General features: G+C 35.0%; 29 protein-coding genes. 17 read left to right on the forward strand and 12 right to left on the reverse strand.

Annotated elements, in window-relative coordinates; translation table 11 throughout:
• Window positions 1-47 precede the first annotated feature (47 nt).
• Window positions 48-851 (forward strand): Cof-type HAD-IIB family hydrolase, encoded by an 804-nt coding sequence (locus A6J74_RS24220; RefSeq protein WP_002048921.1) that lies wholly within the window; start codon window positions 48-50, stop codon window positions 849-851.
• 30 nt (window positions 852-881) lie between these two features.
• Here A6J74_RS24220 and A6J74_RS24225 read toward each other — a convergent pair whose 3' ends face one another.
• A complete protein-coding gene (locus A6J74_RS24225; RefSeq protein WP_000850510.1) occupies window positions 882-1,748 on the reverse strand; it encodes a DUF1002 domain-containing protein in 867 nt (288 codons plus the stop codon).
• Window positions 1,749-1,936: 188 nt separating this feature from the next.
• On the opposite strand from A6J74_RS24225, the gene A6J74_RS24230 reads away from it, so the two are divergent.
• Window positions 1,937-2,374 (forward strand): peptidylprolyl isomerase, encoded by a 438-nt coding sequence (locus A6J74_RS24230; protein WP_000853789.1) that lies wholly within the window; start codon window positions 1,937-1,939, stop codon window positions 2,372-2,374.
• Between the two features lie 471 nt (window positions 2,375-2,845).
• A complete protein-coding gene (ribT, locus tag A6J74_RS24235; RefSeq protein ID WP_000908405.1) occupies window positions 2,846-3,214 on the forward strand; it encodes a GNAT family N-acetyltransferase RibT in 369 nt (122 codons plus the stop codon).
• 20 nt (window positions 3,215-3,234) lie between these two features.
• Here the strand turns inward: ribT and A6J74_RS24240 are convergent, their stop codons facing one another.
• The gene (locus A6J74_RS24240; RefSeq protein ID WP_000283584.1) at window positions 3,235-3,753 is read right to left on the reverse strand and encodes a DUF309 domain-containing protein; all 519 of its coding nucleotides are present in this window, start codon (window positions 3,751-3,753) and stop codon (window positions 3,235-3,237) included.
• Between the two features lie 98 nt (window positions 3,754-3,851).
• Window positions 3,852-3,947 carry a YjcZ family sporulation protein gene (locus tag A6J74_RS24245; RefSeq protein WP_000510194.1) on the reverse strand — a complete coding sequence of 32 codons (96 nt, stop codon included), beginning with the start codon at window positions 3,945-3,947 and terminating at the stop codon, window positions 3,852-3,854.
• A 169-nt stretch (window positions 3,948-4,116) separates the two neighbouring features.
• On the opposite strand from A6J74_RS24245, the gene scpA reads away from it, so the two are divergent.
• The 6 genes from scpA (at window position 4,117) to phnF (ending at window position 9,386) form a co-directional block, all read left to right on the forward strand.
• Window positions 4,117-4,860, forward strand: coding sequence for a segregation/condensation protein A (gene scpA / locus A6J74_RS24250; RefSeq protein WP_001199746.1), 744 nt, complete (start codon window positions 4,117-4,119; stop codon window positions 4,858-4,860).
• 160 nt (window positions 4,861-5,020) lie between these two features.
• On the forward strand, window positions 5,021-5,593 hold the full coding sequence (gene scpB / locus A6J74_RS24260) for a segregation/condensation protein ScpB (protein ID WP_000375175.1): 573 nt from the start codon (window positions 5,021-5,023) through the stop codon (window positions 5,591-5,593).
• 79 nt (window positions 5,594-5,672) lie between these two features.
• Window positions 5,673-6,575, forward strand: a complete 903-nt coding sequence (locus tag A6J74_RS24265; RefSeq protein ID WP_000676376.1) for a ComEC/Rec2 family competence protein — start codon at window positions 5,673-5,675, stop codon at window positions 6,573-6,575.
• A 214-nt stretch (window positions 6,576-6,789) separates the two neighbouring features.
• Complete coding sequence (nagA, locus tag A6J74_RS24270) at window positions 6,790-7,932, forward strand: N-acetylglucosamine-6-phosphate deacetylase (RefSeq protein WP_000856951.1); 1,143 nt, start codon at window positions 6,790-6,792, stop codon at window positions 7,930-7,932.
• Window positions 7,933-7,936: 4 nt separating this feature from the next.
• Window positions 7,937-8,725 (forward strand): glucosamine-6-phosphate deaminase, encoded by a 789-nt coding sequence (nagB, locus tag A6J74_RS24275; protein ID WP_001024199.1) that lies wholly within the window; start codon window positions 7,937-7,939, stop codon window positions 8,723-8,725.
• Window positions 8,655-9,386: a phosphonate metabolism transcriptional regulator PhnF gene (gene phnF, locus A6J74_RS24280; protein WP_073990542.1), complete on the forward strand. Its 732-nt coding sequence runs from the start codon at window positions 8,655-8,657 to the stop codon at window positions 9,384-9,386. The genes nagB and phnF overlap by 71 nt, the downstream gene beginning before the upstream one ends.
• 73 nt (window positions 9,387-9,459) lie before the next feature.
• Here the strand turns inward: phnF and A6J74_RS24285 are convergent, their stop codons facing one another.
• Window positions 9,460-10,266 (reverse strand): Cof-type HAD-IIB family hydrolase, encoded by an 807-nt coding sequence (locus A6J74_RS24285; protein WP_000594219.1) that lies wholly within the window; start codon window positions 10,264-10,266, stop codon window positions 9,460-9,462.
• Window positions 10,267-10,431: 165 nt separating this feature from the next.
• Here A6J74_RS24285 and glcT point away from each other — a divergent pair, with 165 nt between their 5' ends.
• From glcT to ptsP, 4 genes are all read left to right on the forward strand, one after another.
• Window positions 10,432-11,280, forward strand: coding sequence for a glucose PTS transporter transcription antiterminator GlcT (gene glcT / locus A6J74_RS24290; protein ID WP_000073869.1), 849 nt, complete (start codon window positions 10,432-10,434; stop codon window positions 11,278-11,280).
• A gap of 339 nt (window positions 11,281-11,619) precedes the next feature.
• Window positions 11,620-13,683 carry a PTS glucose transporter subunit IIABC gene (gene ptsG, locus A6J74_RS24295; protein WP_080609609.1) on the forward strand — a complete coding sequence of 688 codons (2,064 nt, stop codon included), beginning with the start codon at window positions 11,620-11,622 and terminating at the stop codon, window positions 13,681-13,683.
• 135 nt (window positions 13,684-13,818) lie between these two features.
• Window positions 13,819-14,082, forward strand: a complete 264-nt coding sequence (gene ptsH / locus A6J74_RS24300; protein WP_000411080.1) for a phosphocarrier protein HPr — start codon at window positions 13,819-13,821, stop codon at window positions 14,080-14,082.
• Window positions 14,082-15,794: a phosphoenolpyruvate--protein phosphotransferase gene (ptsP, locus tag A6J74_RS24305; RefSeq protein ID WP_000174209.1), complete on the forward strand. Its 1,713-nt coding sequence runs from the start codon at window positions 14,082-14,084 to the stop codon at window positions 15,792-15,794. The genes ptsH and ptsP overlap by 1 nt, the downstream gene beginning before the upstream one ends.
• A 97-nt stretch (window positions 15,795-15,891) precedes the next feature.
• Here ptsP and A6J74_RS24310 read toward each other — a convergent pair whose 3' ends face one another.
• The 3 genes from A6J74_RS24310 to A6J74_RS24320 form a co-directional block, all read right to left on the reverse strand.
• Complete coding sequence (locus A6J74_RS24310) at window positions 15,892-16,257, reverse strand: DUF3915 domain-containing protein (protein WP_000468033.1); 366 nt, start codon at window positions 16,255-16,257, stop codon at window positions 15,892-15,894.
• 196 nt (window positions 16,258-16,453) lie between these two features.
• Window positions 16,454-16,672, reverse strand: coding sequence for a hypothetical protein (locus A6J74_RS24315; protein WP_000100489.1), 219 nt, complete (start codon window positions 16,670-16,672; stop codon window positions 16,454-16,456).
• Window positions 16,673-16,906: 234 nt separating this feature from the next.
• On the reverse strand, window positions 16,907-17,524 hold the full coding sequence (locus A6J74_RS24320; protein WP_000180374.1) for a nitroreductase family protein: 618 nt from the start codon (window positions 17,522-17,524) through the stop codon (window positions 16,907-16,909).
• Between the two features lie 330 nt (window positions 17,525-17,854).
• Here A6J74_RS24320 and A6J74_RS24325 point away from each other — a divergent pair, with 330 nt between their 5' ends.
• From A6J74_RS24325 to A6J74_RS24340, 4 genes are all read left to right on the forward strand, one after another.
• Window positions 17,855-19,147 carry a GGDEF domain-containing protein gene (locus A6J74_RS24325; RefSeq protein ID WP_001023176.1) on the forward strand — a complete coding sequence of 431 codons (1,293 nt, stop codon included), beginning with the start codon at window positions 17,855-17,857 and terminating at the stop codon, window positions 19,145-19,147.
• Between the two features lie 91 nt (window positions 19,148-19,238).
• The gene (locus tag A6J74_RS24330) at window positions 19,239-20,375 is read left to right on the forward strand and encodes a serine hydrolase domain-containing protein (RefSeq protein WP_000591853.1); all 1,137 of its coding nucleotides are present in this window, start codon (window positions 19,239-19,241) and stop codon (window positions 20,373-20,375) included.
• Window positions 20,376-20,379: 4 nt separating this feature from the next.
• On the forward strand, window positions 20,380-21,258 hold the full coding sequence (locus A6J74_RS24335) for an NAD(P)-dependent oxidoreductase (RefSeq protein WP_000428222.1): 879 nt from the start codon (window positions 20,380-20,382) through the stop codon (window positions 21,256-21,258).
• A 5-nt stretch (window positions 21,259-21,263) separates the two neighbouring features.
• Window positions 21,264-21,596: a DUF3909 family protein gene (locus A6J74_RS24340; protein ID WP_000365606.1), complete on the forward strand. Its 333-nt coding sequence runs from the start codon at window positions 21,264-21,266 to the stop codon at window positions 21,594-21,596.
• Between the two features lie 55 nt (window positions 21,597-21,651).
• On the opposite strand, the gene A6J74_RS24345 is transcribed toward A6J74_RS24340, so the two are convergent.
• From A6J74_RS24345 to mtnW, 5 genes are all read right to left on the reverse strand, one after another.
• A complete protein-coding gene (locus tag A6J74_RS24345) occupies window positions 21,652-21,927 on the reverse strand; it encodes a hypothetical protein (protein WP_000054649.1) in 276 nt (91 codons plus the stop codon).
• Between the two features lie 307 nt (window positions 21,928-22,234).
• Window positions 22,235-22,747, reverse strand: a complete 513-nt coding sequence (locus tag A6J74_RS24350) for a 1,2-dihydroxy-3-keto-5-methylthiopentene dioxygenase (protein ID WP_000057312.1) — start codon at window positions 22,745-22,747, stop codon at window positions 22,235-22,237.
• Complete coding sequence (locus tag A6J74_RS24355; protein ID WP_000811318.1) at window positions 22,725-23,363, reverse strand: methylthioribulose 1-phosphate dehydratase; 639 nt, start codon at window positions 23,361-23,363, stop codon at window positions 22,725-22,727. The genes A6J74_RS24350 and A6J74_RS24355 overlap by 23 nt, the downstream gene beginning before the upstream one ends.
• Complete coding sequence (locus tag A6J74_RS24360; RefSeq protein WP_000027454.1) at window positions 23,360-24,019, reverse strand: 2-hydroxy-3-keto-5-methylthiopentenyl-1-phosphate phosphatase; 660 nt, start codon at window positions 24,017-24,019, stop codon at window positions 23,360-23,362. The genes A6J74_RS24355 and A6J74_RS24360 overlap by 4 nt, the downstream gene beginning before the upstream one ends.
• Window positions 24,016-25,260, reverse strand: coding sequence for a 2,3-diketo-5-methylthiopentyl-1-phosphate enolase (mtnW, locus tag A6J74_RS24365; RefSeq protein ID WP_000014211.1), 1,245 nt, complete (start codon window positions 25,258-25,260; stop codon window positions 24,016-24,018). Before mtnW ends, A6J74_RS24360 begins: the two co-directional genes overlap by 4 nt.
• Between the last annotated feature and the right edge of the window lie 20 nt (window positions 25,261-25,280).

Consider the following 25,280-nt stretch of genomic DNA (forward strand, 5'->3'; position numbering starts at 1 on the left):
AACAAAAACCAAACATTTTTTGTGTACACTTAGAGTAGATATTGTGTATGAAAGGGGAAGAGGACATGATTAAATTATTTGTAAGTGATTTAGATGACACGCTCGTTTACAATGTGAATGATATGCAAAAAGAAGATGAACGTGCACTTTGTTGGCTAGCTGAAAAAGGGACAAATATTTGTTTTGCCTCTGGCCGCTTTACTCACCGAATTGATGAAGTCGTAAAAAAGTTTTCATTCCCGTATTACACAACAGGTTTAAATGGGGCGACAATGTTACTGCCGGACGGTAAAATATTTCATGAATCAAGTTTTGAAGATAGTGTTGCCCAGGAAATATATCGATATATACATAACAAAGGACTAGCAGATATTGTTTGTGCAAATGAGCAGCGATATACAAAAAGAAAAAATGAAAATCATCATACTTTTGAAGAGTATATGGGGGTACATATTGCTGAAATAGAAGCGTTAGAAGAAGAATTTGGTAAGACTGTACATCCAGCGAAATTATTTGTATTTGGAGAAGAAGAGAAAATTGTAGCATTAGATCAAGAGTTACGAAATACGTTTCACAGTGAAGCGGAAGTTTTTATATCAGGTAAACGTTATGTTGATATTATGCCAAGGGGTGTAAGTAAGGGGAGTGCTTTAAGGCGACTAATGGAACATTTAAAAATTGAAGCAAATGAAGTTGCCTGCATTGGAGATTCTTTTAATGACATTTCAATGTTTGAAGTAACCCCGCATTCATTTACTCTTCATCATGCTCATCCATATGTGAAGAAGAAAGCAAATCATGTTGTTCGTTCGGTTGAAGAAGCTGTTATGAAATTACCGTTACTTGTATAAAAAAGAAGCTCGTCACTGACGAGCTTCTTTTTACTTGAATAAAGATTTAACAAAATCAATGATGCTTGAGAAGAAATCTTTCACTTTATCTAGGAAACTTTGCCCTTCTTCAGACCCTAAAAAGGCAGAAACGTGTTCTTTTGCTTTATTTAACTGACTGCCAACTTGATTCCAATCGATATTAAGATTTTTCATTTTATCAAATAACGCTACTAAGTTATCCAACTGTTCATCCGTTAATGTAATGCCGAGTTGATCAGCAATTTTTTTAATTAATGAACGTAAATCTTCCGTTGTTTTTGGCTGCTCTTTTGCAATCTCTTCTTTAATTTTTGCAACAAGTTGAACTGCTTTTTCTTCACCAATTTTATCACCGAGCTGGGCCGTTTGCACCATTTCTTCATTGGCTACTTTTTTTACTTCCTCAGGAATTGCTTTGTTCGATGTTGTTTCATAGGCCTTCATTAAACCTGTTAAAGCAGCAGTTCCTGAAACTTTAAATGGTGCAGTAATTTGAATCTCTGCATCTTTCACACCTGCTGTAATAAGTGCGTTTGTGTACATTGCATCTGTTATTGAATTAATGTTTTTTGAACGTACAATGAGACCAGATCCTGGCTTTGTGTATGTAATCATAGAAGAGGAAATTGCTCGCGTACCAATTTGTGCTTTTGGAACAATTCCTTCTAGAAATTTATGTTCTTCCGCATTAGACACAGTAATAATTGTAGCATCTTTCGGTGCTTTCATTTCTTTTAACAGATCTTGTTTTTGTTGTTCAGATAAGTTTTCTCCTAGTGTAACAATTGATTCTCCCTCAATGATGTCTGCAAATGAAGCTGTTGGCATCATAAATACCGTTACAGCTAATAGCAGAGCTAGTAATTTCGTTTTCACGAAAAATCGCTCCCTTTCTCTTTCTAAAATTTTCGGGCAACACAGTTATTATAGTATATATTTCTTATTTGTCACCTAGCTTTGTCCACATTTCGAAAAAGAAGTATGTAGATTGTCGGATTCTTTTTTGTTTCTAGTCATGAATGTGGTAATATAGTGCTGAGATACTTGAAAGGAGACATATACATATGAAAACTTTAGGATATATATTAATGGAAAATGGTGAAAAAATCGAATTGGAATTTTTCCCAGAAGAAGCACCGAAAACAGTAGAAAACTTTAAAAAATTAGCAGAGCAAGGATTTTATGATGGTGTGACATTCCACCGCGTTATTCCTGGCTTCGTAAGCCAAGGTGGAGACCCAACAGGAACAGGTGCAGGTGGCCCAGGTTACTCTATCCCATGTGAGACTGATGGAAATCCTCATAGACACCTTGTAGGATCACTTTCTATGGCACATGCTGGCCGTAACACAGGTGGTAGCCAATTCTTTGTTGTTCATGAGCCACAACCGCATTTAGATGGCGTACATACTGTATTTGGTAAAGCGACAAGCGGTATTGAAACAGTATTAAACATGCGTCAAGGCGATGTAATGAAAGAAGTTAAAGTTTGGGAAGAGTAAGTTATGGAAAAAGGGAGCTTTTGCTCTCTTTTTTATTTTTTTAATAGGAATGAGTATTTTCTTTACAGTACATGATACAAACTGTACTGTAATTGTTGCTAAAATATATGACTTATGAGAACAAACTTTTAACAAATTACATAGAATACACTAGATTATATGTTTCAATAAACATTTTTTATTATATTAATTTTGCTAGAATTAAGTTGCTCTATGGTGACTAATAATGAAGCGGTAATGAGTAGCGGATGTTACTTTTAACTATCATATAGCATTGTCTTTTTTTAAAATCTACTTAGAAAGAAATAGTACTGAAACATATATTTGACTTTCTTCTTTTCGCTTTGTATGATTATCAAGTTGTTTTAGGCTCTTCTCACTCTGTTGAAAATATTGTAAAATGAATGTGATATGAAAAGAGTGATTGAGGGGATTCATAGTTTGTAACTTTTGTAAGAAGGGATAAGGGTTATGTTAATTCGTTTTAAAAAAAGTTATGAAAAAATTGCAATGGGGCTTCTTTCGTTTATGCCAACTGAAAAAGATGTGAAAACATTACAATTGACAATGAAAGAGTATGAAGCGAAAGAGGATTGGCAATTGTATTTGTGGAAGCAAAATGAAGATTTTGTTGGAATAATGGGGATTGTAAAAAAAGAGAATCAAGTATTAGAAATTCAGCATTTGAGTGTGAACCCGTCTCATCGTCATATGGGAATTGGGACGATGATGGTTCAAGAGTTAAAGAGCAAATTTCTTGAGTTTACAATTTGCGGAAATGAGCAAACAGCAAGTTTTTGCGAAAAGTGTAAAGGGCTTGAACAAAATATACATTCATGAAAGCAGGGATAAGTAGTTTATTATCTCTGCTTTCTTTTTTGTAATTGTTCTTTGCGTTCAGTGATGACTTCTGTTCGATCACGTAATGTGTGCTTGTGTAGGATATATTCACTAGGAGTAGCGTTCATATCTTTCCACGGAAGGTTTTGTTTCTGACATAACTGCATACATTTCTTTTCTAATGATGTGTCCGATAATGGTAAAAATAACGGTACAAAACTTTCTTTTTTTTGTATAGATTGCACTCTTTCATTGAGTAAGGGTAGAAGTTGCGTTTGATTGATTCCTAAACGTTGTAAAAGTGCACTGTTTTTTTCTAAAATTGTGATTGCACTTTTCATCATCTTTGTGGCGCCATTCCAGTTAGTGCGTCTTTGGTGGTATAAAGAAACTGCCACTTGAATGAGACCGACTAAGTAATCATCACGATTTCCTCTCGGTTTGGTTTTCCAATACTCTTCCAATATTTCGTGACATTCAAAATAGTCATAGTCTCCGTGAAAATGAATTAAAAATTGTATGTATTCGGTAGGATACATATTTTTCGCCCCTATCTAACGGTTATAAATACAAGTGTATCATAGAAATATGAACAATAAACGACTAGGGGATTTTCCCTAGTCGTTTATTGTTCATGTTAGCAGAAGCAAGCTGCCCCTACAATAATTAGTAAAATAAACAGTACAACAAGTAATGCGAACCCACCGCTAAAACCGCAATCAACGTGACCCATAGTTTTTTGACCTCCTACATTGTTCTTACTACACTGTTATCATATGAAGCTGTGGGCATGATGACATAGGCATAGGTCTATTTTTAATTAAATTTCTTAAAAAGGTTGGATAGAACATGAGTATGCTCTATACTTATGTTGTTATAGAAAAAATGTGGTGGGATGCTTTGTGCAGTATAATTTTAAAGTAGAGGCTTTTGAAGGGCCTTTAGATCTATTGTTACATTTAATACATCGTTATGAAATTGATATATATAATATTCCTGTAGCGGATATTACAGAACAATATTTGTCTTATGTCCATACGATGAAAGAACTACAATTAGATGTTGCAAGTGAGTATTTAGTAATGGCTGCAACGTTATTGCAAATTAAAAGTAAAATGTTGTTGCCGAAACATGAAGAAGATGTACTTGATAATGGTGATGACTTTATTGATGACCCTCGTCAAGAATTGATGGAGAGGTTAATTGAATATAAGAAATATAAGCAAGTTGCTACTGAGTTAAAAGAAAGAGAACAAGAAAGAGCACAGCTATATACACGTCCGCCAATTGATTTTGCATCGTTGCAACAAGAAGAGGAGACAAGCTTACCTCTTGATGTTACGTTATATGATATGCTAGCGGCATTTCAAAAATTAATGCGCCGTAAAAAAGCAAAGAAACCTGTAACAGCACGAGTTACTCGTCAAGAAATACCAATTGAACAACGAATGGCTGATATTCTAAAACAGTTAGAAATAAAAGGTGGCCGTCAAAGTTTTTATGATTTGTTTGCTGATGAAGAACGTGAAATAATGGTTGTAACATTTTTAGCGGTTCTTGAGCTTATGAAAAAACAACAAATTAGCATAGAACAAGAACATAATTTTGATGAAATTTTTGTATCGAGTTCTAATAAATCCCCATAGAGCTTGTATGGGAAATGGGATAGAGAAACAGTTTATCTCATGTTACGTTTTAATGAATCGTTTGGAACAAGAAAAGAAATATTGAACCGAACGCATTGATTGTGATTCGGTTTTTTGATGTGTATTTTTAATGAGAAAATAGGAGGAAGGAGCTCGGACAATGGATAGAAAAGAACAAAAATCAATCATTGAAGGGCTTTTGTTTGTTTCTGGTGATGAAGGGATTTATCCAGAACAAATAGCGAAAGTTCTTGAAATTGAAGTGAATGAAGTAATAGATATTTTAGAAGAAATGCAAAAAGAATATGAAGGTGCACATCGCGGTTTGCAAATTGTACAATATGCAAAAGTATATCGCTTTGCTACAAAGAAAGAACATGCTTCGTACTATCAGAAATTAATAGATATCCCAACAGCTGCCTCACTCTCTCAAGCTGCTCTTGAAACGTTAGCGATCGTTGCATATCGTCAACCGATTACAAGGACAGAAATGGAAGAGATTCGAGGGGTAAAAACGGACAAGGCACTACAAACGTTAGTTTCACACTTACTTATAAAAGAAACTGGCCGAGCAGAAGGTCCAGGGCGTCCTATTTTATATGGAACGACAAAAGAATTTTTGGACACATTTGGATTGAAAACATTAGATGATTTACCGCTACTTTCTGAAGAGAGTGAACAGATGAATGAAGCAGATTTATTCTTCGGTTCTTTACAAGAAATATCAAAATAAAAGCTTAGCATTTTGCTAAGCTTTTTTTGTATATCAATTATATCCCGTGCCATACTAAGTGAAAAAAAGGAGACGAGTTATGAAGGGTATACGAAGTATTTTGTTGTTAATTTCTGTTTTATTATGTTTTTCTTTAAATAGTACCTCGGCTAAAAGATATATGATGTCTATTCATGCTACGTCTCCTTTACATATGCAGCGGCAACATCTTAGTAAAATGCAAGTGAACTTTTTAAAAGTTGGACAAGGTGATGCAACACTTATTGTATTGCCAAATGGACAAACAATGTTAATTGATGGAGGACCTTATGAAGCAGGAGAGGTTATTATTCAAAAACTAATCGAAAAAGGGATAAACCATTTAGATGTTATTGTCAGTACGCATCCTGATATGGATCATATTGGTGGACTAATTCCGATTGTAGAGCAAATGCCGGTCTCACTTATACTAGATAGTGGAAAAACATATAGCTCTTTTACATATCATACGTATCGAAATAATATTAAGAAAAGGGGAATACCTTTTGTTTCGGTAAAGGAAGGACAATATATACCGCTAGATCCACATGTTTCTATACAGGTATTAAACAATGGGAAATCGAAAGATGAAAATAATGAATCCTCAATTGTTTTAAAGGTTCGATATGGAAAGGCTGACTTTTTATTGATGGGCGATGCTGATGTACGGACGGAACATGAGATATTAAAGCAATTTGATGTACATGCAGATATATTAAAAGTTGGGCATCATGGCTCATATACTTCAACAAGTGAAACGTTTATAAAAAAAGTAGAACCACAGTTCGCTATTCTTTCGTATGGGAGTAGCAATCCGTATGGCCATCCTCACCAAAGTGTAGTAAGGAGATTGAAACGGCACGGTATAATGATATATGGAACAAATAAACGCACTGTAGAAGTGAATACAGATGGGGAACATATTATGATAGGGTCTAGTGGATTCATGCCATTATTGAAGTAATTCATACATTAGAGATGGAGACCGTCCCTTTTTGGAAAAAATGAATAACATATATTATAATTACGAGAGACGTAATTATAATATATGTTTCGTTAAACAAAATGGAAATTTCATTAGAATGTATAGACAACTACTCGTGCGTATATTAAGATGGAATTAGGCGAATAAGGTAATAAGAACAAGTAGGAAAGTTCATGGGAAAGGGTCGATGAAAATGAAAACGCAAATTGTCATCAATGCCAAAATTTACACAGGTCAAGAAGTAGTGGAAAACGGATTTATTCGTTACGCAGAAACAATTAAAGAAATTGGTTTGATGGCTCAATATGTACCACAAGAAGATGAAACTGTTATTGATGCTACAGGGAAGATTGTAATTCCAGGTATGATTGATGTTCATATTCATGGTGGATACGATATTGATGCGATGGATGCAAATAGCGATGGATTAGTAACTCTAGGTAAAGAAATGTTAAAAGAAGGGGTTACAACTTACTTCCCGACAACAATGACACAAGCTCCAGAAGCGATAGAAGCGGCACTAAGTGCTGCAAAGGAAGCGAAAGAAAAAGGAGCACATTTCGAATATATTCATTTAGAAGGACCGTATGTTTCAAAAAAACGTGCAGGTGCACAACCACTAGAACATATCGTTCCTGCGAATATTGAACAGTTTAAACAATGGCAGGAAGCAAGCGGTAATTTAATTAAGTTAGTCACATATGCACCAGAGGAAGAAGGAGCATTAGAGTTTGAACAGTATCTTGCTGAAACTGGTGTTGTTGGCACAATGGGGCATACAGATGCAATTGATGCGCAACTAAAAAATAGAAACATTACACATGCAACACATTTGTACAATCAAATGCGTGGATTACATCACCGTGAACCAGGAGTTGTTGGTCATGTGTTATTAAATCCAGATGTAATGGTTGAAGTAATTACAGATGGCATTCATATTCACCCTGATATGGTGAAATTAGCATATAAATTAAAAGGACCGAAAAAAGTAAGTGTCATTACTGACGCAATGCGAGCAAAAGGTCTTGAAGATGGATTATATGAACTTGGCGGACAGCCAGTACATGTAAAAGATGGTAGTGCTCGATTAGAAGATGGAACGTTAGCTGGTAGTATTCTAAAAATGGATCAAGCTTTCCGAAATGTAATTGAATTTACAGGATGTTCAATCGAAGACGCAGTACGTATGACATCAGTTAACCAGGCAGAAGAGTTTGGATTAAATAAAAAAGGTGCGTTAGCGGTAGGGAAAGATGCAGACTTTGTTGTGATGACTGAAAATTTACATGTATATGATACCGTTCGTTTAGGAATTCATATGAAGGAAGGGAAGTAATTAAATGAATATTCTTGTTGTAAAAACTCCAGAAGAATTAGCAGAAGCAGGTTATAAATTAATTGAAGAAGTTGTAAAATCAAAAGAAAATCCAACATTAGGAATGGCTACAGGAAGCTCTCCATTAGGTATTTATGCAGAAATGCGAAAAAATAAACTTGATACAAGTCATGCAACCACTGTAAACTTAGATGAGTACGTAAATTTACCACACGAAGATAAAAACAGCTATCACTATTTCATGCAAGAACAGTTGTTTGATTATCTTCCATTTAAACAAACTTATGTACCAAACGGGATGGCAAGTGATTTAGAGGAAGAGTGCACACGTTACGAGAGCATTCTAGCTGCTAACCCAGTTGACCTACAGATTCTTGGAATCGGTGAAAACGGTCACATCGGATTTAACGAGCCAGGAACAGCATTTAATTCTCCAACTAACATTGTTGAATTAACAGAATCTACACGCCAAGCAAACCTTCGTTTCTTCGAAAAAGAAGAAGATGTGCCAACTCATGCGATTACAATGGGAATTGGAAGCATTATGAAAGCAAAACAAATTCTACTTGTTGCTATGGGGCCTAAAAAGGCAGAAGCACTTAAAGAGTTATTGCAAGGTGAATATAGTGAAGCGTGTCCTGCTACAGTTTTACAACGTCATCCGAATGTAACCGTAATCGCTGATCAAGAAGCTCTATCTTTATGCAGTGAGGCGATTGCTGATGAACATCGACAAGTATTCACCATTTCCGATCTATTATCAGATTCAAGAGTGGGTGAAACAGCTAATTGAGGACGGCGAATGGAAGCCGGGAGACAAAATCCCATCTGAGAATGAACTTTGTGATAAGTTCGAAGTGAGTCGTATGACAATCAGACAGGCGATTAATAATTTAGTGGAACAAGGCTATTTATATCGGAAACGTGGAATTGGAACGTTTGTCCAACTTCCGAAAGTGGAACAAAAATTGCAAGGAATGACGGGATTCACAGAAGATATGATTTCTCGCGGGATGAACCCAAGTAGTCAATTACTTAGTTTCCGCCTAGTTCCAGCTACTGCGAAAATAGCAGACCGGTTGAGAATACAGGAGGGGGAGTCGGTTTATGAAGTGAGGCGTATTCGCTTAGCTGATGATGAACCGATTGCTTTTGAGACGACATATTTGTCGCCAGCTCTTGTAAAAGATATTAACGAAGAAATATTGCAACAATCTTTATATGAACATTTAGAGAAAAAACTGGGCTTTAAGCTTGTTAGCGCTACTCAATCAATTGAAGCTTCCATTGCAACGGATAATGAAGCTGAACATCTGCATATTCCTAAAAAGGCGCCTGTGCTTGTAATGCGCCAATGGTCATATTCAGAAGGTGAGATACCGTTAGAGTATGTGAAATGTATTTATCGTGGGGATCGTTATAAATTTATTACAAACATCGCACGTAACAAATAATATATTTCAGTTTGTAAAGTACAGTAAATTTTAAAGTGTTTAACATGTAAAGAAATAAAAATACGACTCATCCTTATAAGGAGTGAGTCGTATTTTTATTATGAGTAATTACGTGGTTAACAGCATCTTTAACCGTATTTACTACATAGTGAGCGTGCTCTTTTACTGCGTCATCTGCTTGAGACATAGCAAAACTGTGAGGAGTTAAAGAGAACATTGGAATATCATTATAAGAATCCCCTATGCAAGCAATTTCCTCTGGTTGTATTTGAAATTCTTTTAATAAAATAGAAATAGCAGAACCTTTACTAATATTAGGTGGCATTACATCTAAACATTGTTCTGCCGAAATGAAGGTGCTAACTTTCCCATGAAATTTTTCATCAATTTTTTTCTGAAGGAGTTGTAAGCTTTCCTTCGTTCCACCGACAGAAATTTTATTTGGAAAAATTGTATCATCAATTTTCTGTAATAGATTAGGTTCTTCAACAGAAGTCATCGTTACTTGTTGTTCAAGTTCATGAATAAACGGTGTTTTTTCTTCAATGTAGTAGCTATGTTCATCACTTACATAACGGAAATAAGGGTCTTCATTTGTCATAGCTAACAAATCTGGAAGAATGCTGGAATCGAAAGTTGCAGATAATAGCTTCTTATTTTCATGTGTATATACAAAAACACCATTTACACTAATGCGATGGAAATTTGTATTAACCGCTCTCATTAAGTCTGCAATTTCATTATCAAGTCTTCCAGAAGCGAAACAAAGAATTACATTTTGTTCAGCTAAGCTGCGCAAAGCGATAATATCTTGTTCGTCGATAAAACCTCCGTGTTGCATCATTGTTCCATCAATATCACTTACAAACATTTTAATCATGTTGCAATCTCCTTTCTATGTACAGTTGCCCTTACATTATACGCATCATATACAAACATGTCTAAAAAATGAATTTTTATTAAATGGTAGATGTTTTACATTGACGACAAAGAAGAATATTCTGTAACATAAAAGCAGGCTATTTAAGTACGAGGGTGGTGTTATATGAGTAATTATCTAGAAATTAAAAAAGTTTTAAATAATAATGTCATCATTGCTAGCCATCCTGAACACGAGGAAGTAGTAGTGATTGGTAAAGGAATTGGATTTGGAAAAAAAGCGAAAGATGTATTGGAGCAATTACAAATTGAAAAAATGTTTGTTTTAAAAAATGAACGTGATCGAGAACAATACAAACTGTTAGTGCCGCATGTGAGTGAAAAATTAATTGAATTAATGAATGACATTATGTTCTACATTCAAGAAAAGGCAAAATCGCCATTAAATGAACATATTCACATCGCTTTAACAGATCATATTTCTTTTGCAGTTAAGCGGTTAAAACAAGGACTTACAATAGATAATCCTTTTCTGGTTGAAACGAAAATGCTATATCCAGAAGAATACGAAATTGCTGAAGGTGTTGTAGACCTTTTAAATTCTCGTTTGCAAATTACATTGCCAGAAGGAGAAATTGGTTTTATTGCACTCCATATTTACAGTTCACTTACAAATTCAGATTTATCTTCAGTTAATCAAAACTCCCGTCTCATTGCACAACTTGTATCTTTAATTGAAACAAGCTTACAAATTACATTAGACCAAGAAAGTATTCACTATTTGCGCCTTATTCGTCATTTACAATATGCTATTGAACGGGTGAAAAAGGGAGAAAAAGTTGAGGAATCACAAAGCTTTGCTGATTTATTAAAGGCAGAATATCCCGTCTGTTATAATTTAGCCTGGAAGCTGGTTAAGGTCATGCAAAAAGAATTGCAATTGCCTGTATATGAAGCTGAAAGTATTTATTTAACAATGCACTTGCAACGATTAGTGAAAGCGGAGCATGTGTAAAAAGACATATATTTTTGTCTAAAATGAAAACGTTAAAAAAAATCATTGAATCGCTTACAATAGTTATGTATAATAACTATTGCAAAGTTATACAAATTTCGACAAACACATTAAGGTAAGTAACGAAAACGTTTGCCTTAATTATAGTGAACTTATACGTAAACCTATTTTTGACACGTGTTACTGATTCGATCAGGCATGAGTGGAGAAAAGCCAGGAATGTAAGCTAGAGAAAGGGATATACTACCCTTTGTATAGCTATCGTTCTATCTTTTTTTCCTCATGCCTTTTTGGCGTTTGTCGGAAGGTATCAATATAGATAAGAGAGGAAGGGTTTCCATGTTTAAGAAGATCTTTGGTGTTCTTCAAAAAGTCGGGAAAGCGTTAATGCTTCCAGTAGCGATTTTACCGGCAGCAGGTATTTTACTTGGATTTGGTAATGCATTTCAAAATCCACAGTTAACAAATGTTATTCCTGCTTTAAAAGCAGATTGGTTCGTAATGGTTGCAAAAATTATGGAACAATCTGGTGATATTATTTTCGCTAACCTTGCATTATTATTCGCAGTTGGGGTAGCAGTTGGTTTAGCAGGTGGAGACGGAGTAGCTGGTTTAGCAGCATTCGTTGGCTACCTAATTATGAACAAAACGATGAGTGTGTTCTTAGAAGTAGATAAGTTAGTAAAAGTAACAAGTTCTGGAGCAGACCCAGTGAAAATTGGATTTGCAGATCCAGCATATGCGAATGTATTAGGAATTCCAACGCTACAAACAGGAGTATTTGGTGGTATTATCGTCGGTATAGTAGCGGCATATTGCTATAATAAATACTTCAATATTGAATTACCTTCATACCTAGGTTTCTTTGCAGGTAAGCGTTTCGTACCGATCGCAACTGCAACATTCTCTTTAGTAGTAGGTATTATCATGTGCTTCATTTGGCCATACATTCAAGGTGGCTTAAATACGTTCTCACATCAAATGATTGATGCGAATAGAACGTTAGCAGCATTTATTTTTGGTTTAATTGAACGTTCATTAATTCCATTTGGATTACATCACATTTTCTATTCACCGTTCTGGTTCGAATTTGGTCAGTACACAAATGCGGCTGGCGAATTAATCCGCGGTGACCAAAAAATCTTTATGGCACAGTTAAAAGATGGTGTAGAATTAACAGCAGGTACATTTACAACTGGTAAGTATCCGTTCATGATGTTCGGTCTTCCAGCAGCAGCTTTAGCAATGTACCATGAAGCACGTCCAGAAAATAAAAAATTAGCAGCTGGTATTTTAGGTTCTGCTGCATTAACATCTTTCTTAACAGGTATTACAGAACCACTTGAATTTTCATTCTTATTCGTAGCACCAGTATTATTCGGAATTCACGCTGTATTTGCTGGTCTATCATTTATGACAATGCAAATTTTAGGTGTTAAAATTGGTATGACATTCTCTGGTGGTTTAATCGACTTTATGTTATTCGGTGTATTACCAGGCCGTACAGCATGGTGGTGGGTAATTATTGTTGGTCTTGTACTAGCAGTTATTTACTACTTCGGATTCCGCTTTGCAATCCGTAAATGGAATTTAAAAACACCTGGTCGTGAAGTAGCAAATGCGAATGACGGCGCAGGAAAAACAGAAGCAGGTGAACTTCCTCGAGAAGTATTAGTAGCACTTGGTGGTAAAGAAAACATTGCTTCTTTAGATGCTTGTATTACTCGTTTACGTGTTCAAGTTAACGAACAAAAGAATGTAAACAAAGACCGCTTAAAAGAACTTGGAGCGGCTGGTGTACTTGAAGTTGGAAATAACATTCAAGCTATTTTCGGACCAAAATCTGACACATTAAAATCACAAATTCATGATATTATGTCAGGCCGTACACCTCATGTTGAAAAAGAAGAGCCTGTAAAGGTAGAAGAAACTCCTCAAAAAGTTGATGAAAATGAAACAATCGTATCACCAATTGAAGGGAAAATCTTACCGATTACAGAAGTACCTGATCAAGTATTCTCAGGAAAAATGATGGGAGACGGATTTGCAATCGAGCCAACAGAAGGAACAGTAGTTTCTCCAGTTAATGGTGAGATCGTCAATGTATTCCCTACAAAGCATGCGATTGGTATTCAATCTGAGGGTGGAAAAGAGATATTAATTCACTTTGGTATTGATACTGTAAAATTAAATGGTGAAGGATTTGAGGCACTTGTAGCGCAAGGCGACAAAGTGAAACAAGGACAACCATTATTAAAAGTAGATCTTACATTCATAAAAGAAAATGCACCATCTATTATTACGCCAATTGTATTTACAAATTTACAACAAGGGCAACAAGTCGAATTGAAAAAAGATGGAAATGTTAAGAAGGGCGAAAACGCTATTATTGACATTCAGTAGGAATTTGACGCAAAATGTTTATAATTATAATAGGCGATGTGGTTGACCGAACATCGCCTATTATATACAATAGATGATGTAGTACTCACGTCTATACAACTAAAAAAAACTGTAATTTAAAGGAGATAAATTATCATGGAAAAAATCTTTAAAGTAACAAGCGACTCAGGAATTCATGCACGTCCAGCAACTCTACTTGTAAACACTGCAAGCAAATTTGGTTCTGACATTAACTTAGAGTATAACGGAAAAAACGTTAACTTAAAATCAATCATGGGCGTTATGTCTTTAGGCATTCAACAAAACGCAGAAATTAAAATCACTGCAAATGGTGATGATGCAGCTCAAGCACTAGCAGCTATCGAAGAAACTATGAAAAACGAAGGATTAGGAGAATAATGACTCTTAATATTCAAGGGATCGCTGCATCAAGTGGGATTGCTATTGCAAAGGCTTTCAGACTTGAGAATCCTGAATTTAACATTGAAAAGAAATCAATTACAAACGAAGCTGCTGAAATTGCACGCTTAGACGCTGCGCTTGAGAAAGCAAAAACTGAATTAGAAGCAATTAAGGACCACGCTTTTGCTGAGCTGGGTGCTGATAAAGCTGCGATCTTTGAAGCACATTTATTAGTATTAAATGATCCAGAACTAGTAAACCCGGTAAAAGATAAAGTAAATAGCGAAAAAGTAAATGCTGAATTTGCAATGGATGAAGTTGCATCAATGTTTATTTCTATGTTTGAAAACATGGATAACGAATATATGAAAGAACGTGCTGCGGACATTCGTGACGTAACAAAACGCGTTCTTGCACATTTACTAGGAATTAACTTCTCAAACCCTGGTACAATTTCTGAAGAAGTAATCATTATTGCTGAAGATTTAACACCATCTGATACAGCTCAGTTAAACCGTAAGTATGCAAAAGGTTTCACGACTGATATCGGTGGACGTACATCTCACTCTGCAATTATGGCTCGTTCTATGGAAATTCCTGCAGTTGTTGGTACGAAAGTTGTTATGGAGAAAATCCAAAATGGCGATATCGTAATCATTGACGGTTTAGATGGAGAAGTAATTGTAAACCCATCGGAAGAAACTCTTCGTTCTTTTGAAGAAAAGAAAGCGAAATTTGAAGAGCAAAAAGCAATATGGGCAAAATTAAAAGACCAAGCTACTGTAACGAGCGATGGACATCACGTTGAGCTTGTTGCTAATATCGGAACACCAAATGATGTACAAGGTATTATCGATAATGGCGGAGAAGGCGTTGGTTTATACCGTACAGAATTCTTATACATGGGCCGTGACAATCTTCCAACAGAAGAAGAGCAGTTCGAGGCGTATAAAGCAGTTCTTGAAGGTGTAAAAGAAGGTCAACCTGTTGTTGTTCGTACACTTGACATCGGTGGAGATAAAGAACTTCCATACTTACATTTACCAAAAGAAATGAACCCATTCTTAGGATACCGTGCAATTCGCTTATGTCTTGATGAGCAAGATGTGTTCCGTACACAACTTCGTGCATTACTTCGTGCTAGCGTATACGGTAACTTAAAAATTATGTTCCCAATGATTGCAACTCTTGATGAGTTCCGTCAAGCGAAAGCGATTTTATTAGAAGAGAAAGCAAAGCTTGTAGAAGCGGGTACAACTGTTTCTGATTCTATTGAAGTGGGTATGATGGTTGAAATTCCAGCTTCAGCAGTATTAGCAGATCAATTCGCAAAAGAAGTTGATTTCTTCTCTATCGGAACAAATGACTTAATCCAATACACAATGGCTGCAGACCGTATGAACGAACGTGTAGCTTACTTATATCAACCATATAACCCATCTATTTTACGTCTTGTAAAAATGGTTATCGATGCTGCTCATAAAGAGGGCAAATGGGCTGGTATGTGTGGTGAGATGGCGGGAGATTCACTTGCTATCCCATTATTATTAGGATTAGGCTTAGATGAGTTCAGTATGAGTGCAACATCTATCCTTCCTGCAAGAACACAACTAAGCAAGTTGTCAAAAGCAGAAATGGAAACATTAGCAGAAAAAGCATTAACAATGTCAACTGCTGAAGAAGTTGTTGAATTAGTTAAAAGCATATAATCAATAAAAAAACCTGAGTCGATTTGAAATCGGTCTCAGGTTTTTTCTATGAGAAAAGTAAATCTTATTTGCTTACTATCGAGGATAAGAGACAGAATTAGATAGCGATTGCAACGATATCAGTTGGGCATACACGTAAAATACCAGTAAAAGTATTTCGATTTTGATTGTTCTTATCGTCTTTATTGTTATCTTTGTCGTCTTTGTTATTACGAGCTAAAGCAGAGAAAAGAGCAACACCGTTAGCGAAACCTTCAAAAATTACATTGTTGAAAGTACCATTACCTCTAATGCTTAAAAGAGAAAGCTCTGTTCCAACTGAAATGCTAGCAAGTACGTTACATACAGCTGGTTGTTGTGGTTTTACCTCTCTCTCTTTCTCACGATGGTCGCGATGGTCACACTCTCTTTCACGATGATGACAGTCTCTAAAGTTATCACAGCATCCAAATGATCCAAACATAATCCTCATCACCCCCTTCACACTTATAATCTATGTAAGTTCGGTAGTTAGTGACTGGACAGAGCGTGGAATTTTTTCTAGGGTATTTTCTCATTTTAAAAGACTAGCTGGGTGTTTAGTACGGAATGATGTTTAAAATAGGGGAAATATCACAAAAAAGTGTAAAGACCACCAAAATGAATGAAATAGGTAGGCTTTACACTTTTTTACTTTTATATAAAACAATGATATATACTGGGAGAGCTAAGAGTAATGGTGCAATGGATCGCGCAGTATGTTTTTCTGCGTCTAATTGGAACGCTTCTTCTTTTGGGAATTGTAACACTGATATGTTTGCAGCATCGCCAATAAAATATAGAAGTAGTACAGTTACTATGTAACTTAAAAGTGCGATAAAGCTTCCGTATGAACTCAATGAAAATCCCTCTCTTGTTATCTATTTGTTATCATTGTATCATAATTGTAACAAAAATACACGGTTATATTTCGATGTTTTAACAAATTTCGACACAAAACGTCATATTTGTTTATGGAATTAACATAAACTGTACTGTTTATCTATCTGTAGATATCGAATAACACATTGTAATATTACGGATGTGTGACAGAGTATAAAAAAACGAAGGTAATGAAATTACCTTCGTTTTTACTATTTTGCCCATTCACTCACTTGCTCTACGCTCATTCGTGGTGCAGGGTGGCCTTTTAAAGTTGATTCACCAATTGTAATAAGCATAATTGGTACGTATCGAGATGAAACATTGAATTCTTCTGTAAGTGCTTGTGGATTGAAACCACCGATAGCGCAAGTGTCCCAGCCAGTTGCTTTAGCTGCAAGCATAAGTTGCATTGCTGCTAAAGATGCATTTGAAAAAGCAGCATCTCTTGGGAATTGTTCACGAGTATATGCAGATTCAATGTTTTTAGCTAAGCGCTCTTTTGCTTCTTCTTTCATAAAGCCTTGTTCAACAATTGGACCATAAACGGGTTCAACATTTTTATAAGCTTCTAAATCACCTAAAACAGCGACTACTGCAGAAGCATCGAGAATTTGTTGTTGGTTATAAGCAATTGGATGTAATCGTTTTTGTACATCTTCTCCTTGGAAAACAAGGAATTTCCAGTGTTGCAGGTTCCAAGCAGAAGGTGCTTGTGCAGCTGCTTTTAAAATTTCATGTAATTCTGTCGATGAAATTTCTTTGTCTGGGTTGAATGCACGTGTAGACGTGCGTTCATATAGAACGTTAAAAAAGTTATCGTTTGTCATTATATATCCTCCAAATTACATATCAAATTATTTAAAAATAAATGTAATATCTTCTACTTACATTTTGTAAGTTGTCGAGTTTAAGAATATAATATCTTTATTTTAATTGTCAAGTTTTAAAGAGTAAGCTAGGGCATTCATACAAACGATACAATTCCTATAATCATACACTAAAAAAGGAATTTATAGAGTGAAAAAGCGAAGATTACATTCTCAATTAGCTTGTTACTATGTATCCCTCACGCATTAAAGTTTTTGGGAATAGCTATTTATAAAACGTTTGTGAGGAATTCTGTAGAACAAGATATATGAAGTGAGTGAAGACTAGTGATGAACATACTACATTTTTTATTAGAGAATACGGTTTTCCAAAATGTATTACAAGATCTTAAGTTAAATGTCCTTTATATAGAAAATGGATGCACACATCAACAAACGATTGAAAATATTCATCCCAAATGCATGTTTATAGCAAATAGTTTTGAAGAAGGAGAACTATTGTTTCATAAGACTAAACCGCATATTGTAATTATGTATGTAACAGATTTTTCTCAAATAAAATATATAAAGAATATGTATAATCCACATAGTACATTCATTGTCATTTGGGATCAACAAATAACAAATGAGTTTACAGAGGTGCTTACGTTAGGAATACGTAATATTGTGATAGCCCCAGTAACTCCACAAGTAGTGTTAGAGGAAGTAAATAAAAGTTTGTATCAACTTTCTTTAGTGCGGCAAGTAAGTTTGCAACAAGAACTACTGCAGATGATGTTTGATTTTCACAATGATCTATTATTTATAGTAGAAGATGATGAGATTGTTGATTGTAATACGAATTTTTTAGAGTTTTTTGGATATGAAAATTTGTTTGATTATCGTGAGCAACATTTAGTGTTTGCCGAACATTTTATTAGAGAAAATGGATATTATTCGACGACTCATGATATAACATGGTTAGATGATACATTATCATATGATAGAAGAATTAAGATGTCTAATTATGAAGGAATTGTATCAACTTTTTTATTACGTGCGACGCCGTTACCAGAAGATTTATCGAGATTTATTGTAAAGTGTACAGAGATTACAGAATTAGATGAAATCTATCAAGAACAAGAAAGACTTGCCATGATAGATTCATTGACAGAGATTTATAATCGTTTGAAGTTCCAACAAATATTAGAGGTAGAGTGGGATAATGTAATACGTAACGATGAAAAAATGGCAATTATATTATTTGATATAGATAATTTTAAAACAGTAAATGACACATATGGTCATGATTTTGGAGACTTAGCATTAATACAACTTGCAGAACTTATGAAGTCTAAAGTAGAGCAACAACATGTATTTGCAAGATGGGGAGGAGAAGAATTTATTATATTAGTGACAAATACAGTAGAAAAAGAAGCATTTCAAGTTGCAGAATCATTGCGCTTTTTTATTGAAACAAAACAATTCTCTGGAATTTCGAAATTAACAGCGAGTTTTGGAGTAGCGTTATATGAGAAAGGAATTACAAGAGAAGAATTAATGCAGCGAGCGGACATTGCATTATATGAAGCGAAAAAAAATGGGAAAAATCAGGTATGTATATATAGAAAAGAAAAAATGTGATTTTTCGCAACTAATTGTTGCGATTTTTTTTTATTGCCTGATAATAGTAGTAGGGAGACCATATGTAATGAAGTAATTATGGAGGAACAATATGATAAAAAAAATAATAGTAGTTGCTTCACTATGTACTGTTGTTTGCGGTGGAGTATACTATGCTTTCTATGCTCCCAGTGTAATGGAACAAACAGTGTTAACTACTAATGTGGCCCCGGCTATTGGGTCAGAAGTGCAAGATAATATAGAAGAAAAAGAAGAGAGACAAATTGATTATGCTAGTATATCTCAAAAATTAGATCAATATTTAGTAGGAAAGCAATTTAATGGGACAGTTTTGGTGACTGATAAAGAGCGTGTTATATTGAATAAAGGATATGGATATGCTGATGTTCAAAATAAAATAGAAAATACACCTCAAACAAAATATCGTATCGGTTCTATTACGAAAACAGTAGTTGCTACATCTATTTTACAGCTACAAGAACAAGGGAAATTAAACATTCAGGAAAATGTAAATACATATATTCCTTCATTTCCAGCAGATAAAAATATCACTTTATATCATTTATTAACGCATACATCGGGTTTACCGGAAAGCGGCAAAGGAAAAGTGAATGCGGCTTCTCGTATAAACTTAGTAAATTGGATTGGGAGTCAAAAAGTAGAGTTTCCACCAGGAGCAGGTTGGAGATATACAGATTATAATTATATGGTGCTTGCTTATATTATAGAAAGCATATCAAAAAAAACGTTAGGAGATTACATAAAAGAAAATATATTTATTAAAGCAGAAATGCACGAATCTGGTATAGGAAATATGGCGCCGGGAGGTCAGCATTTTACTAAAGGGTACGTTAAGAAAGATAATGTACTTGAACCTGCACAAAAATTGTCAATGGATTGGTTATACGGTTGCGGCGAGATGTATACGACAGTTGGAGATATGAAGAAATTAGACGAAGCAATTATAAATGGGAAACTTCTTTCTGAACAAAGTATGCAAGCGATGTTTTCACCTTCAGAAGAACGGAAATATGCATTTAGTTTTTATATATACCCAGATTATTTTCATAATCATGGTGTACTATCTGGTTGGAACACTTTCAATAATTTTAATAAAGAAAAAGGGACTTTTGTTATTTTATTTTCAAATGTGAAAAATAGTATGGATGATGATTTTAATAATGAGTTTCGAAAGATGGTAAATGATTTATTAGAACAAAGGGGATGAGAATATGGAAAACAAAATTTTATCAATAGGTTTCATCGGTATTGGTGTAATGGGAAAAAGTATGGTTCGTCATTTAATGCAAGAAGGTCATAAAGTATATGTATATAATAGAACGAAAGCGAAGACAGATTCATTAGTACAAGATGGTGCAAATTGGTGTGATACACCGAAAGAGTTAGTGAAGCAAGTAGATGTTGTAATGACTATGGTTGGATATCCACATGATGTTGAAGAAGTGTACTTTGGAAGTGAAGGGATTATAGAGAATGCAAATGAAGGCACGATAGCCATTGATTTTACGACATCTACACCAACATTGGCAAAACGTATAAATGAAGTTGGTAAAAGAAAGAATGTATTTACGTTAGATGCCCCAGTATCTGGAGGAGATGTTGGTGCTAAAGAAGCAAGACTTGCAATTATGGTCGGTGGAGAGAAAGACATATATGATAGATGTTTACCGTTATTTGAAAAACTAGGAACAAATATTCAGTTACAAGGACCAGCTGGGAGTGGACAACATACGAAAATGTGCAATCAAATTGCAATTGCATCCAACATGATTGGAGTATGTGAAGCTGTTGCTTACGCGAAAAAGGCTGGACTAAATCCAGATAAAGTATTAGAGAGTATTTCAACAGGTGCAGCAGGTAGTTGGTCATTAAATAATTTAGCTCCTCGAATGTTAAAAGGAGACTTTGAGCCAGGGTTTTACGTAAAGCATTTTATGAAAGATATGAAAATCGCTTTAGATGAGGCTGAAAAATTACAATTACCAGTACCAGGTTTAAGCTTGGCGAAAGAATTGTATGAAGAGTTAATTATGGATGGAGAAGAAAATAGCGGAACACAAGTGTTATATAAAAAGTATATAAGGGGGTAAATGAGATGGATCTCCAAAAGTTTGATGAGATGATTGATGCTGTGCAGCGAGCAACTTGTATACAAATCAATGAAAAACAAAAGGAAGCCTTTAAACAAAAATATGATTTTGAACCAAACTTTGAATATGGAAGAGATGAGAAAGGGCATTATGTCATTCGAACTTCAAAAAAGATGTTAGAAGAAATGGAGTTTTATTTGGCATTAAAATATGATCGTGATGGAGTGGATCTTTATATGCAAGCTGAGATTGACGATATATGTCATGTGTCTGTTAGCTATAGTGAAGATGCGTTACATCTACAAGAATTGTTTCAATTTCTAGAAGAAAATAAATAAAAGTCCTCATTTGAGGACTTTTATTTATTTAGGTAAATATATTTCATTTTTATAATTATAAGCTAGAAGCTCGACGGCACCGTTCAACCGGGAACGGGATAACTTGCGCCATGTGGTTAGCGCCAAATTGTTTTGAGCGAGCGTGGCGTAATATATAAAATGCGCACAGAATAGCAACAGGAATAGCGCCGTATAAACCAAAAAATAAAGCGCTTACACAAGAGGCGACAAAACCTAAAACACCAACTTCTAACTCTTCCATAATAGCTCCTAAAATAACAGGAATAGCTCCGCATAAAACTCCTAGTATAAGTGCGATAAGTAAACTCATGATTATCCCCCTCTGTTTGCAATATTATTTTCCTTCTTATTAGTTGTAGTATATCATATATAAAACAGAATTTTCAGAAAAAATTCAAAAAAAGTTCAACAAATGTTCAAAAAGGGTTGAGAAATACACTTGAAAAATCGAGTGGATAGATTGTTTCTTGGAAGAAGAGGAAAGATGCTTTGAATAAATAAAAAATCAGGCCTATTTCATTTTTTGAAATAAGCCTGTTCCATAGGAGGATGTATATATGTAGAGTGAATAAAAGGTTGGAAAAGGGGGTCCAAGTCCTTTTATTCAACTAGCTACCTTAATAGATTGGAACCCAGCCTTCAGTTGTAACAAAAATACGAATAGCTACAACTTGACGATCATCCTGCAAAGTAAAATAATGTCTTGCATTTTCAGGAACAGAGATTAGGTCGCCTGGCTCAAGTTCAACGTCAAAGAATTTTCCATCTTTGCCTTCAATAGCAAAGATGCCATGGCCACTGACAATAAAGCGAACTTCATCATCAGTATGATGGTGTTCTTTTTGGAAATTAATTAATAATTCGTCAAGGTTAGGTGTGCTACTTGAAAGTGAAATTACATCATGCGCTTTATAACCTCGGCGTGCTGAAACATCAGCGATTTCTTTTGAAAAAACAGTTAATATTTCAGCTTTGTTATCATCTGTTAACGAATAATTTTCATTTAAATGAGTAGGAAGTTTAGAAATATTCCATTTCTCATATAAAACGCCTTCCTCTTGTAGAAATTTTGATACTTCCACTTCATTCTCAATGCGAGTATTTACTTCATGAATACGAATTTGCGCCATTAGAAACGCCTCCTTGAATTGATAATAGTTTTATATGAAATTGGAATAAAAACTCATAAGCTTCTAATCTTTTCTTTGCATCAAAGCTATCACGGCCCCATACAGTGATGCCGTGATTTCGAATTAATACTGCTCCCGAATCTCCTTGTATATGTTTTCGGAAGTTTTCCCCAAGTGTTGGGATATGAGCATGGTTTTCGATAATAGGAATGTGAATTGTTGCACCTTCCTCCCAAATATCAAGAGCTTTAATGATTTCTTGATTTTGAAGGGTGACTGTATCGCTATACAAATTTGTGATGACATTGTTATCCGTTGTATGAACATGAAGTACGCACCCGGCATTCGTATTGTTATAAATATGTGTATGCAATATTGTTTCTGCTGAAGGGCGTAATTCAGTCTCTAAAACAGGAACTCCTGCATGATCTACTAATAGAAAATCATCTGGAGTGGTTTTTGTTTTATCTTTACCGCTTGCTGTAATAAGGAAAGTAAGCGGCTCATGACTAACTTTTATAGAAATATTGCCACTTGTTGCTGGAAACCAATTTCGAGTTGTTAATTCTTTTTTAATCTCGCTTAAGTCATACCATTGACGAAACAGTTGTTTCATGATTTCACCTCCAACAAATGTTTTAATTCAGCTTGAACATCGTGAAATGTTTCAAACGGTGTATAAACAATATGATTTTCTTTACACTTTGTAATAAGGAAATCGCGAGCGAATACTTTATCTGCTTGTTTCGCAGCTTGTAAATCAGTAATAGAATCTCCGATTACAATATGGAAATTATTTGTATCACTTAATTTGCGGATTAAAGATGATTTACATAATCCACAATGATTTTGACAGTAATGATCACAAGGGTTAGGCCACTTAACTGTAATGTATTCATTTGAAAAGTCTGTTTCATTACAGTAAATTTGCTCTTTTGGAATGATTCCTTGTAAGAGTGGATAGACGAAGAAATCCATTCCACCTGATACAACGTAAAAAGAAATATTATTTTCATTTACAAATTGTATAAATTCACGAAAGCCACTACGAATTTCGGCAGTTTCTTTTAAAAATTGAATTATATCATCATGCAAATTAGTAGGTAGCAATTGAAATAATTGAGAAACACCTTCTTGAATAGAAAGCTCTTGTGATAAAATTCTTTGCTTTATTTCTTCTGCTTCTGGTGGTGCGAATTTTTCCATAATCGACATAATGTTATCGTTATTTGTAATCGTACCATCGAAATCACAAAATACTTGAATACTCATAATTTCACCTCATAAGAGGGATTTCCCCATATTTGTAGTGCGCTATGCAAATTTATGTCATCTACTTCATGGAGTAGATTACCTTGCAAAGTAGCATCAATTGCAGTGCGGAAAGCCTTTCCACCACCTTGCGCCCCATACGGATGCCCATGTATGCCGCCGCCCGCATTAATAACAACATCTTTACCGAAGTCTCGTAGAATAAAGGGAACGAAACCAGGATGAATGCCAGCAGATGGGACAGAGAAACTTTTCTTGAAAAACGCATCGTCTTCAGTTAGATAGTTTGAAATGTTGAAAGCCTCTTCCTTTTCTAACGCAACACTTCCGTATGGAGACGGGAATAAAGAAAAATCAGCACCAGCATAACGTAGTAGCTTTCCAAGTAATAATGGAGATGAGACCCCATATAGCTTGGATGCTGAATAAGCACCACTTACAGCAGGGTGTGCCATAATAGGAACTGGGATTTCATCATCTTCTGCCAGTGATTGTAGTACATCTAGTCCGTAAGCAAATACATTAAATAATAGAATATCAGCACCAGCCTGCACTGCGCGTTTCGCATTTTCTTTTAAGTCGAAAGTTCGCCCTGTTAAATTTACGGCATATAATGTTTTATGGCCGTATGTTTCATATACGGATTGTAAAACTTCTTTTCCAGATACAATTCGCTTCGCAAGTGGTGTTAAGGAGTTCTCGAATAAAATTTCATCATCTTTTACGATATCCACACCACCAATTGCTTGATCGCGTAATTGAGTTTTTAAGTATCCAATATTTCGTCCAATCATTCCTTTGAAAATGCTCATTAAAAGGGGACGGTTATACACTTGTACACGATTTCGAATACCGTCTATACCGAATTTTGGACCAGGAAAGTGCTTTTTTAATTCGTCTGAAAACGTTAAGTCAATTAATTTCACTTCGCCATCAAGTGATAACTTTCCGAATGTAGTTGTTAAAATCGCTGGTAAATCTGGACTGAAATTTAATAATGGGTATTCGATTTTAATAATCCCACGTTTTACTTTTTTGCGTAGATACGAATTGATATGTTCTTGTTCATCTAATTCCTCAATATGAATGACGTTGCCTTTATGTTGTTTTAATTGTTCTTGTAATAAATGTGGCAAATGAGTCCAAGAGCCAATTGTTAAACCGAGTGCAATTTGTTCAGCCTTTTTGTCTAAGTTAAGTGAATCGTCATGGATTAAATACGTCGCTATAATTCCGCTCATTGTTATAACCTCCTAGTTAA

It is taken from the genome of Bacillus sp. FDAARGOS_235 (assembly GCF_002073415.2).
GTDB classification, from domain to species: domain Bacteria; phylum Bacillota; class Bacilli; order Bacillales; family Bacillaceae_G; genus Bacillus_A; species Bacillus_A toyonensis.

Excerpts from the sequence above, each read along its gene's own strand:
- A6J74_RS24220 (WP_002048921.1), top strand. The coding sequence starts at position 48 with ATGAAAGGGGAAGAGGACATGATTAAATTATTTGTAAGTGATTTAGAT.
- A6J74_RS24285 (WP_000594219.1), bottom strand. The coding sequence starts at position 10,266 with ATGATTAAAATGTTTGTAAGTGATATTGATGGAACAATGATGCAACAC.
- A6J74_RS24350 (WP_000057312.1), bottom strand. The coding sequence starts at position 22,747 with ATGGCGCAAATTCGTATTCATGAAGTAAATACTCGCATTGAGAATGAA.
- A6J74_RS24345 (WP_000054649.1), bottom strand. The coding sequence starts at position 21,927 with ATGAGTTTACTTATCGCACTTATACTAGGAGTTTTATGCGGAGCTATT.
- A6J74_RS24320 (WP_000180374.1), bottom strand. The coding sequence starts at position 17,524 with ATGACAAACGATAACTTTTTTAACGTTCTATATGAACGCACGTCTACA.
- phnF (WP_073990542.1), top strand. The coding sequence starts at position 8,655 with ATGAACATCGACAAGTATTCACCATTTCCGATCTATTATCAGATTCAA.
- A6J74_RS24340 (WP_000365606.1), top strand. The coding sequence starts at position 21,264 with ATGGATCTCCAAAAGTTTGATGAGATGATTGATGCTGTGCAGCGAGCA.
- glcT (WP_000073869.1), top strand. The coding sequence starts at position 10,432 with ATGAGTAATTATCTAGAAATTAAAAAAGTTTTAAATAATAATGTCATC.
- A6J74_RS24310 (WP_000468033.1), bottom strand. The coding sequence starts at position 16,257 with ATGTTTGGATCATTTGGATGCTGTGATAACTTTAGAGACTGTCATCAT.
- A6J74_RS24360 (WP_000027454.1), bottom strand. The coding sequence starts at position 24,019 with ATGAGTATTCAAGTATTTTGTGATTTCGATGGTACGATTACAAATAAC.
- A6J74_RS24335 (WP_000428222.1), top strand. The coding sequence starts at position 20,380 with ATGGAAAACAAAATTTTATCAATAGGTTTCATCGGTATTGGTGTAATG.
- mtnW (WP_000014211.1), bottom strand. The coding sequence starts at position 25,260 with ATGAGCGGAATTATAGCGACGTATTTAATCCATGACGATTCACTTAAC.
- ptsP (WP_000174209.1), top strand. The coding sequence starts at position 14,082 with ATGACTCTTAATATTCAAGGGATCGCTGCATCAAGTGGGATTGCTATT.
- A6J74_RS24325 (WP_001023176.1), top strand. The coding sequence starts at position 17,855 with ATGAACATACTACATTTTTTATTAGAGAATACGGTTTTCCAAAATGTA.
- ptsG (WP_080609609.1), top strand. The coding sequence starts at position 11,620 with ATGTTTAAGAAGATCTTTGGTGTTCTTCAAAAAGTCGGGAAAGCGTTA.
- A6J74_RS24265 (WP_000676376.1), top strand. The coding sequence starts at position 5,673 with ATGAAGGGTATACGAAGTATTTTGTTGTTAATTTCTGTTTTATTATGT.
- A6J74_RS24230 (WP_000853789.1), top strand. The coding sequence starts at position 1,937 with ATGAAAACTTTAGGATATATATTAATGGAAAATGGTGAAAAAATCGAA.
- nagB (WP_001024199.1), top strand. The coding sequence starts at position 7,937 with ATGAATATTCTTGTTGTAAAAACTCCAGAAGAATTAGCAGAAGCAGGT.
- A6J74_RS24240 (WP_000283584.1), bottom strand. The coding sequence starts at position 3,753 with ATGTATCCTACCGAATACATACAATTTTTAATTCATTTTCACGGAGAC.
- ptsH (WP_000411080.1), top strand. The coding sequence starts at position 13,819 with ATGGAAAAAATCTTTAAAGTAACAAGCGACTCAGGAATTCATGCACGT.
- A6J74_RS24330 (WP_000591853.1), top strand. The coding sequence starts at position 19,239 with ATGATAAAAAAAATAATAGTAGTTGCTTCACTATGTACTGTTGTTTGC.
- A6J74_RS24355 (WP_000811318.1), bottom strand. The coding sequence starts at position 23,363 with ATGAAACAACTGTTTCGTCAATGGTATGACTTAAGCGAGATTAAAAAA.
- scpB (WP_000375175.1), top strand. The coding sequence starts at position 5,021 with ATGGATAGAAAAGAACAAAAATCAATCATTGAAGGGCTTTTGTTTGTT.
- nagA (WP_000856951.1), top strand. The coding sequence starts at position 6,790 with ATGAAAACGCAAATTGTCATCAATGCCAAAATTTACACAGGTCAAGAA.
- ribT (WP_000908405.1), top strand. The coding sequence starts at position 2,846 with ATGTTAATTCGTTTTAAAAAAAGTTATGAAAAAATTGCAATGGGGCTT.
- A6J74_RS24245 (WP_000510194.1), bottom strand. The coding sequence starts at position 3,947 with ATGGGTCACGTTGATTGCGGTTTTAGCGGTGGGTTCGCATTACTTGTT.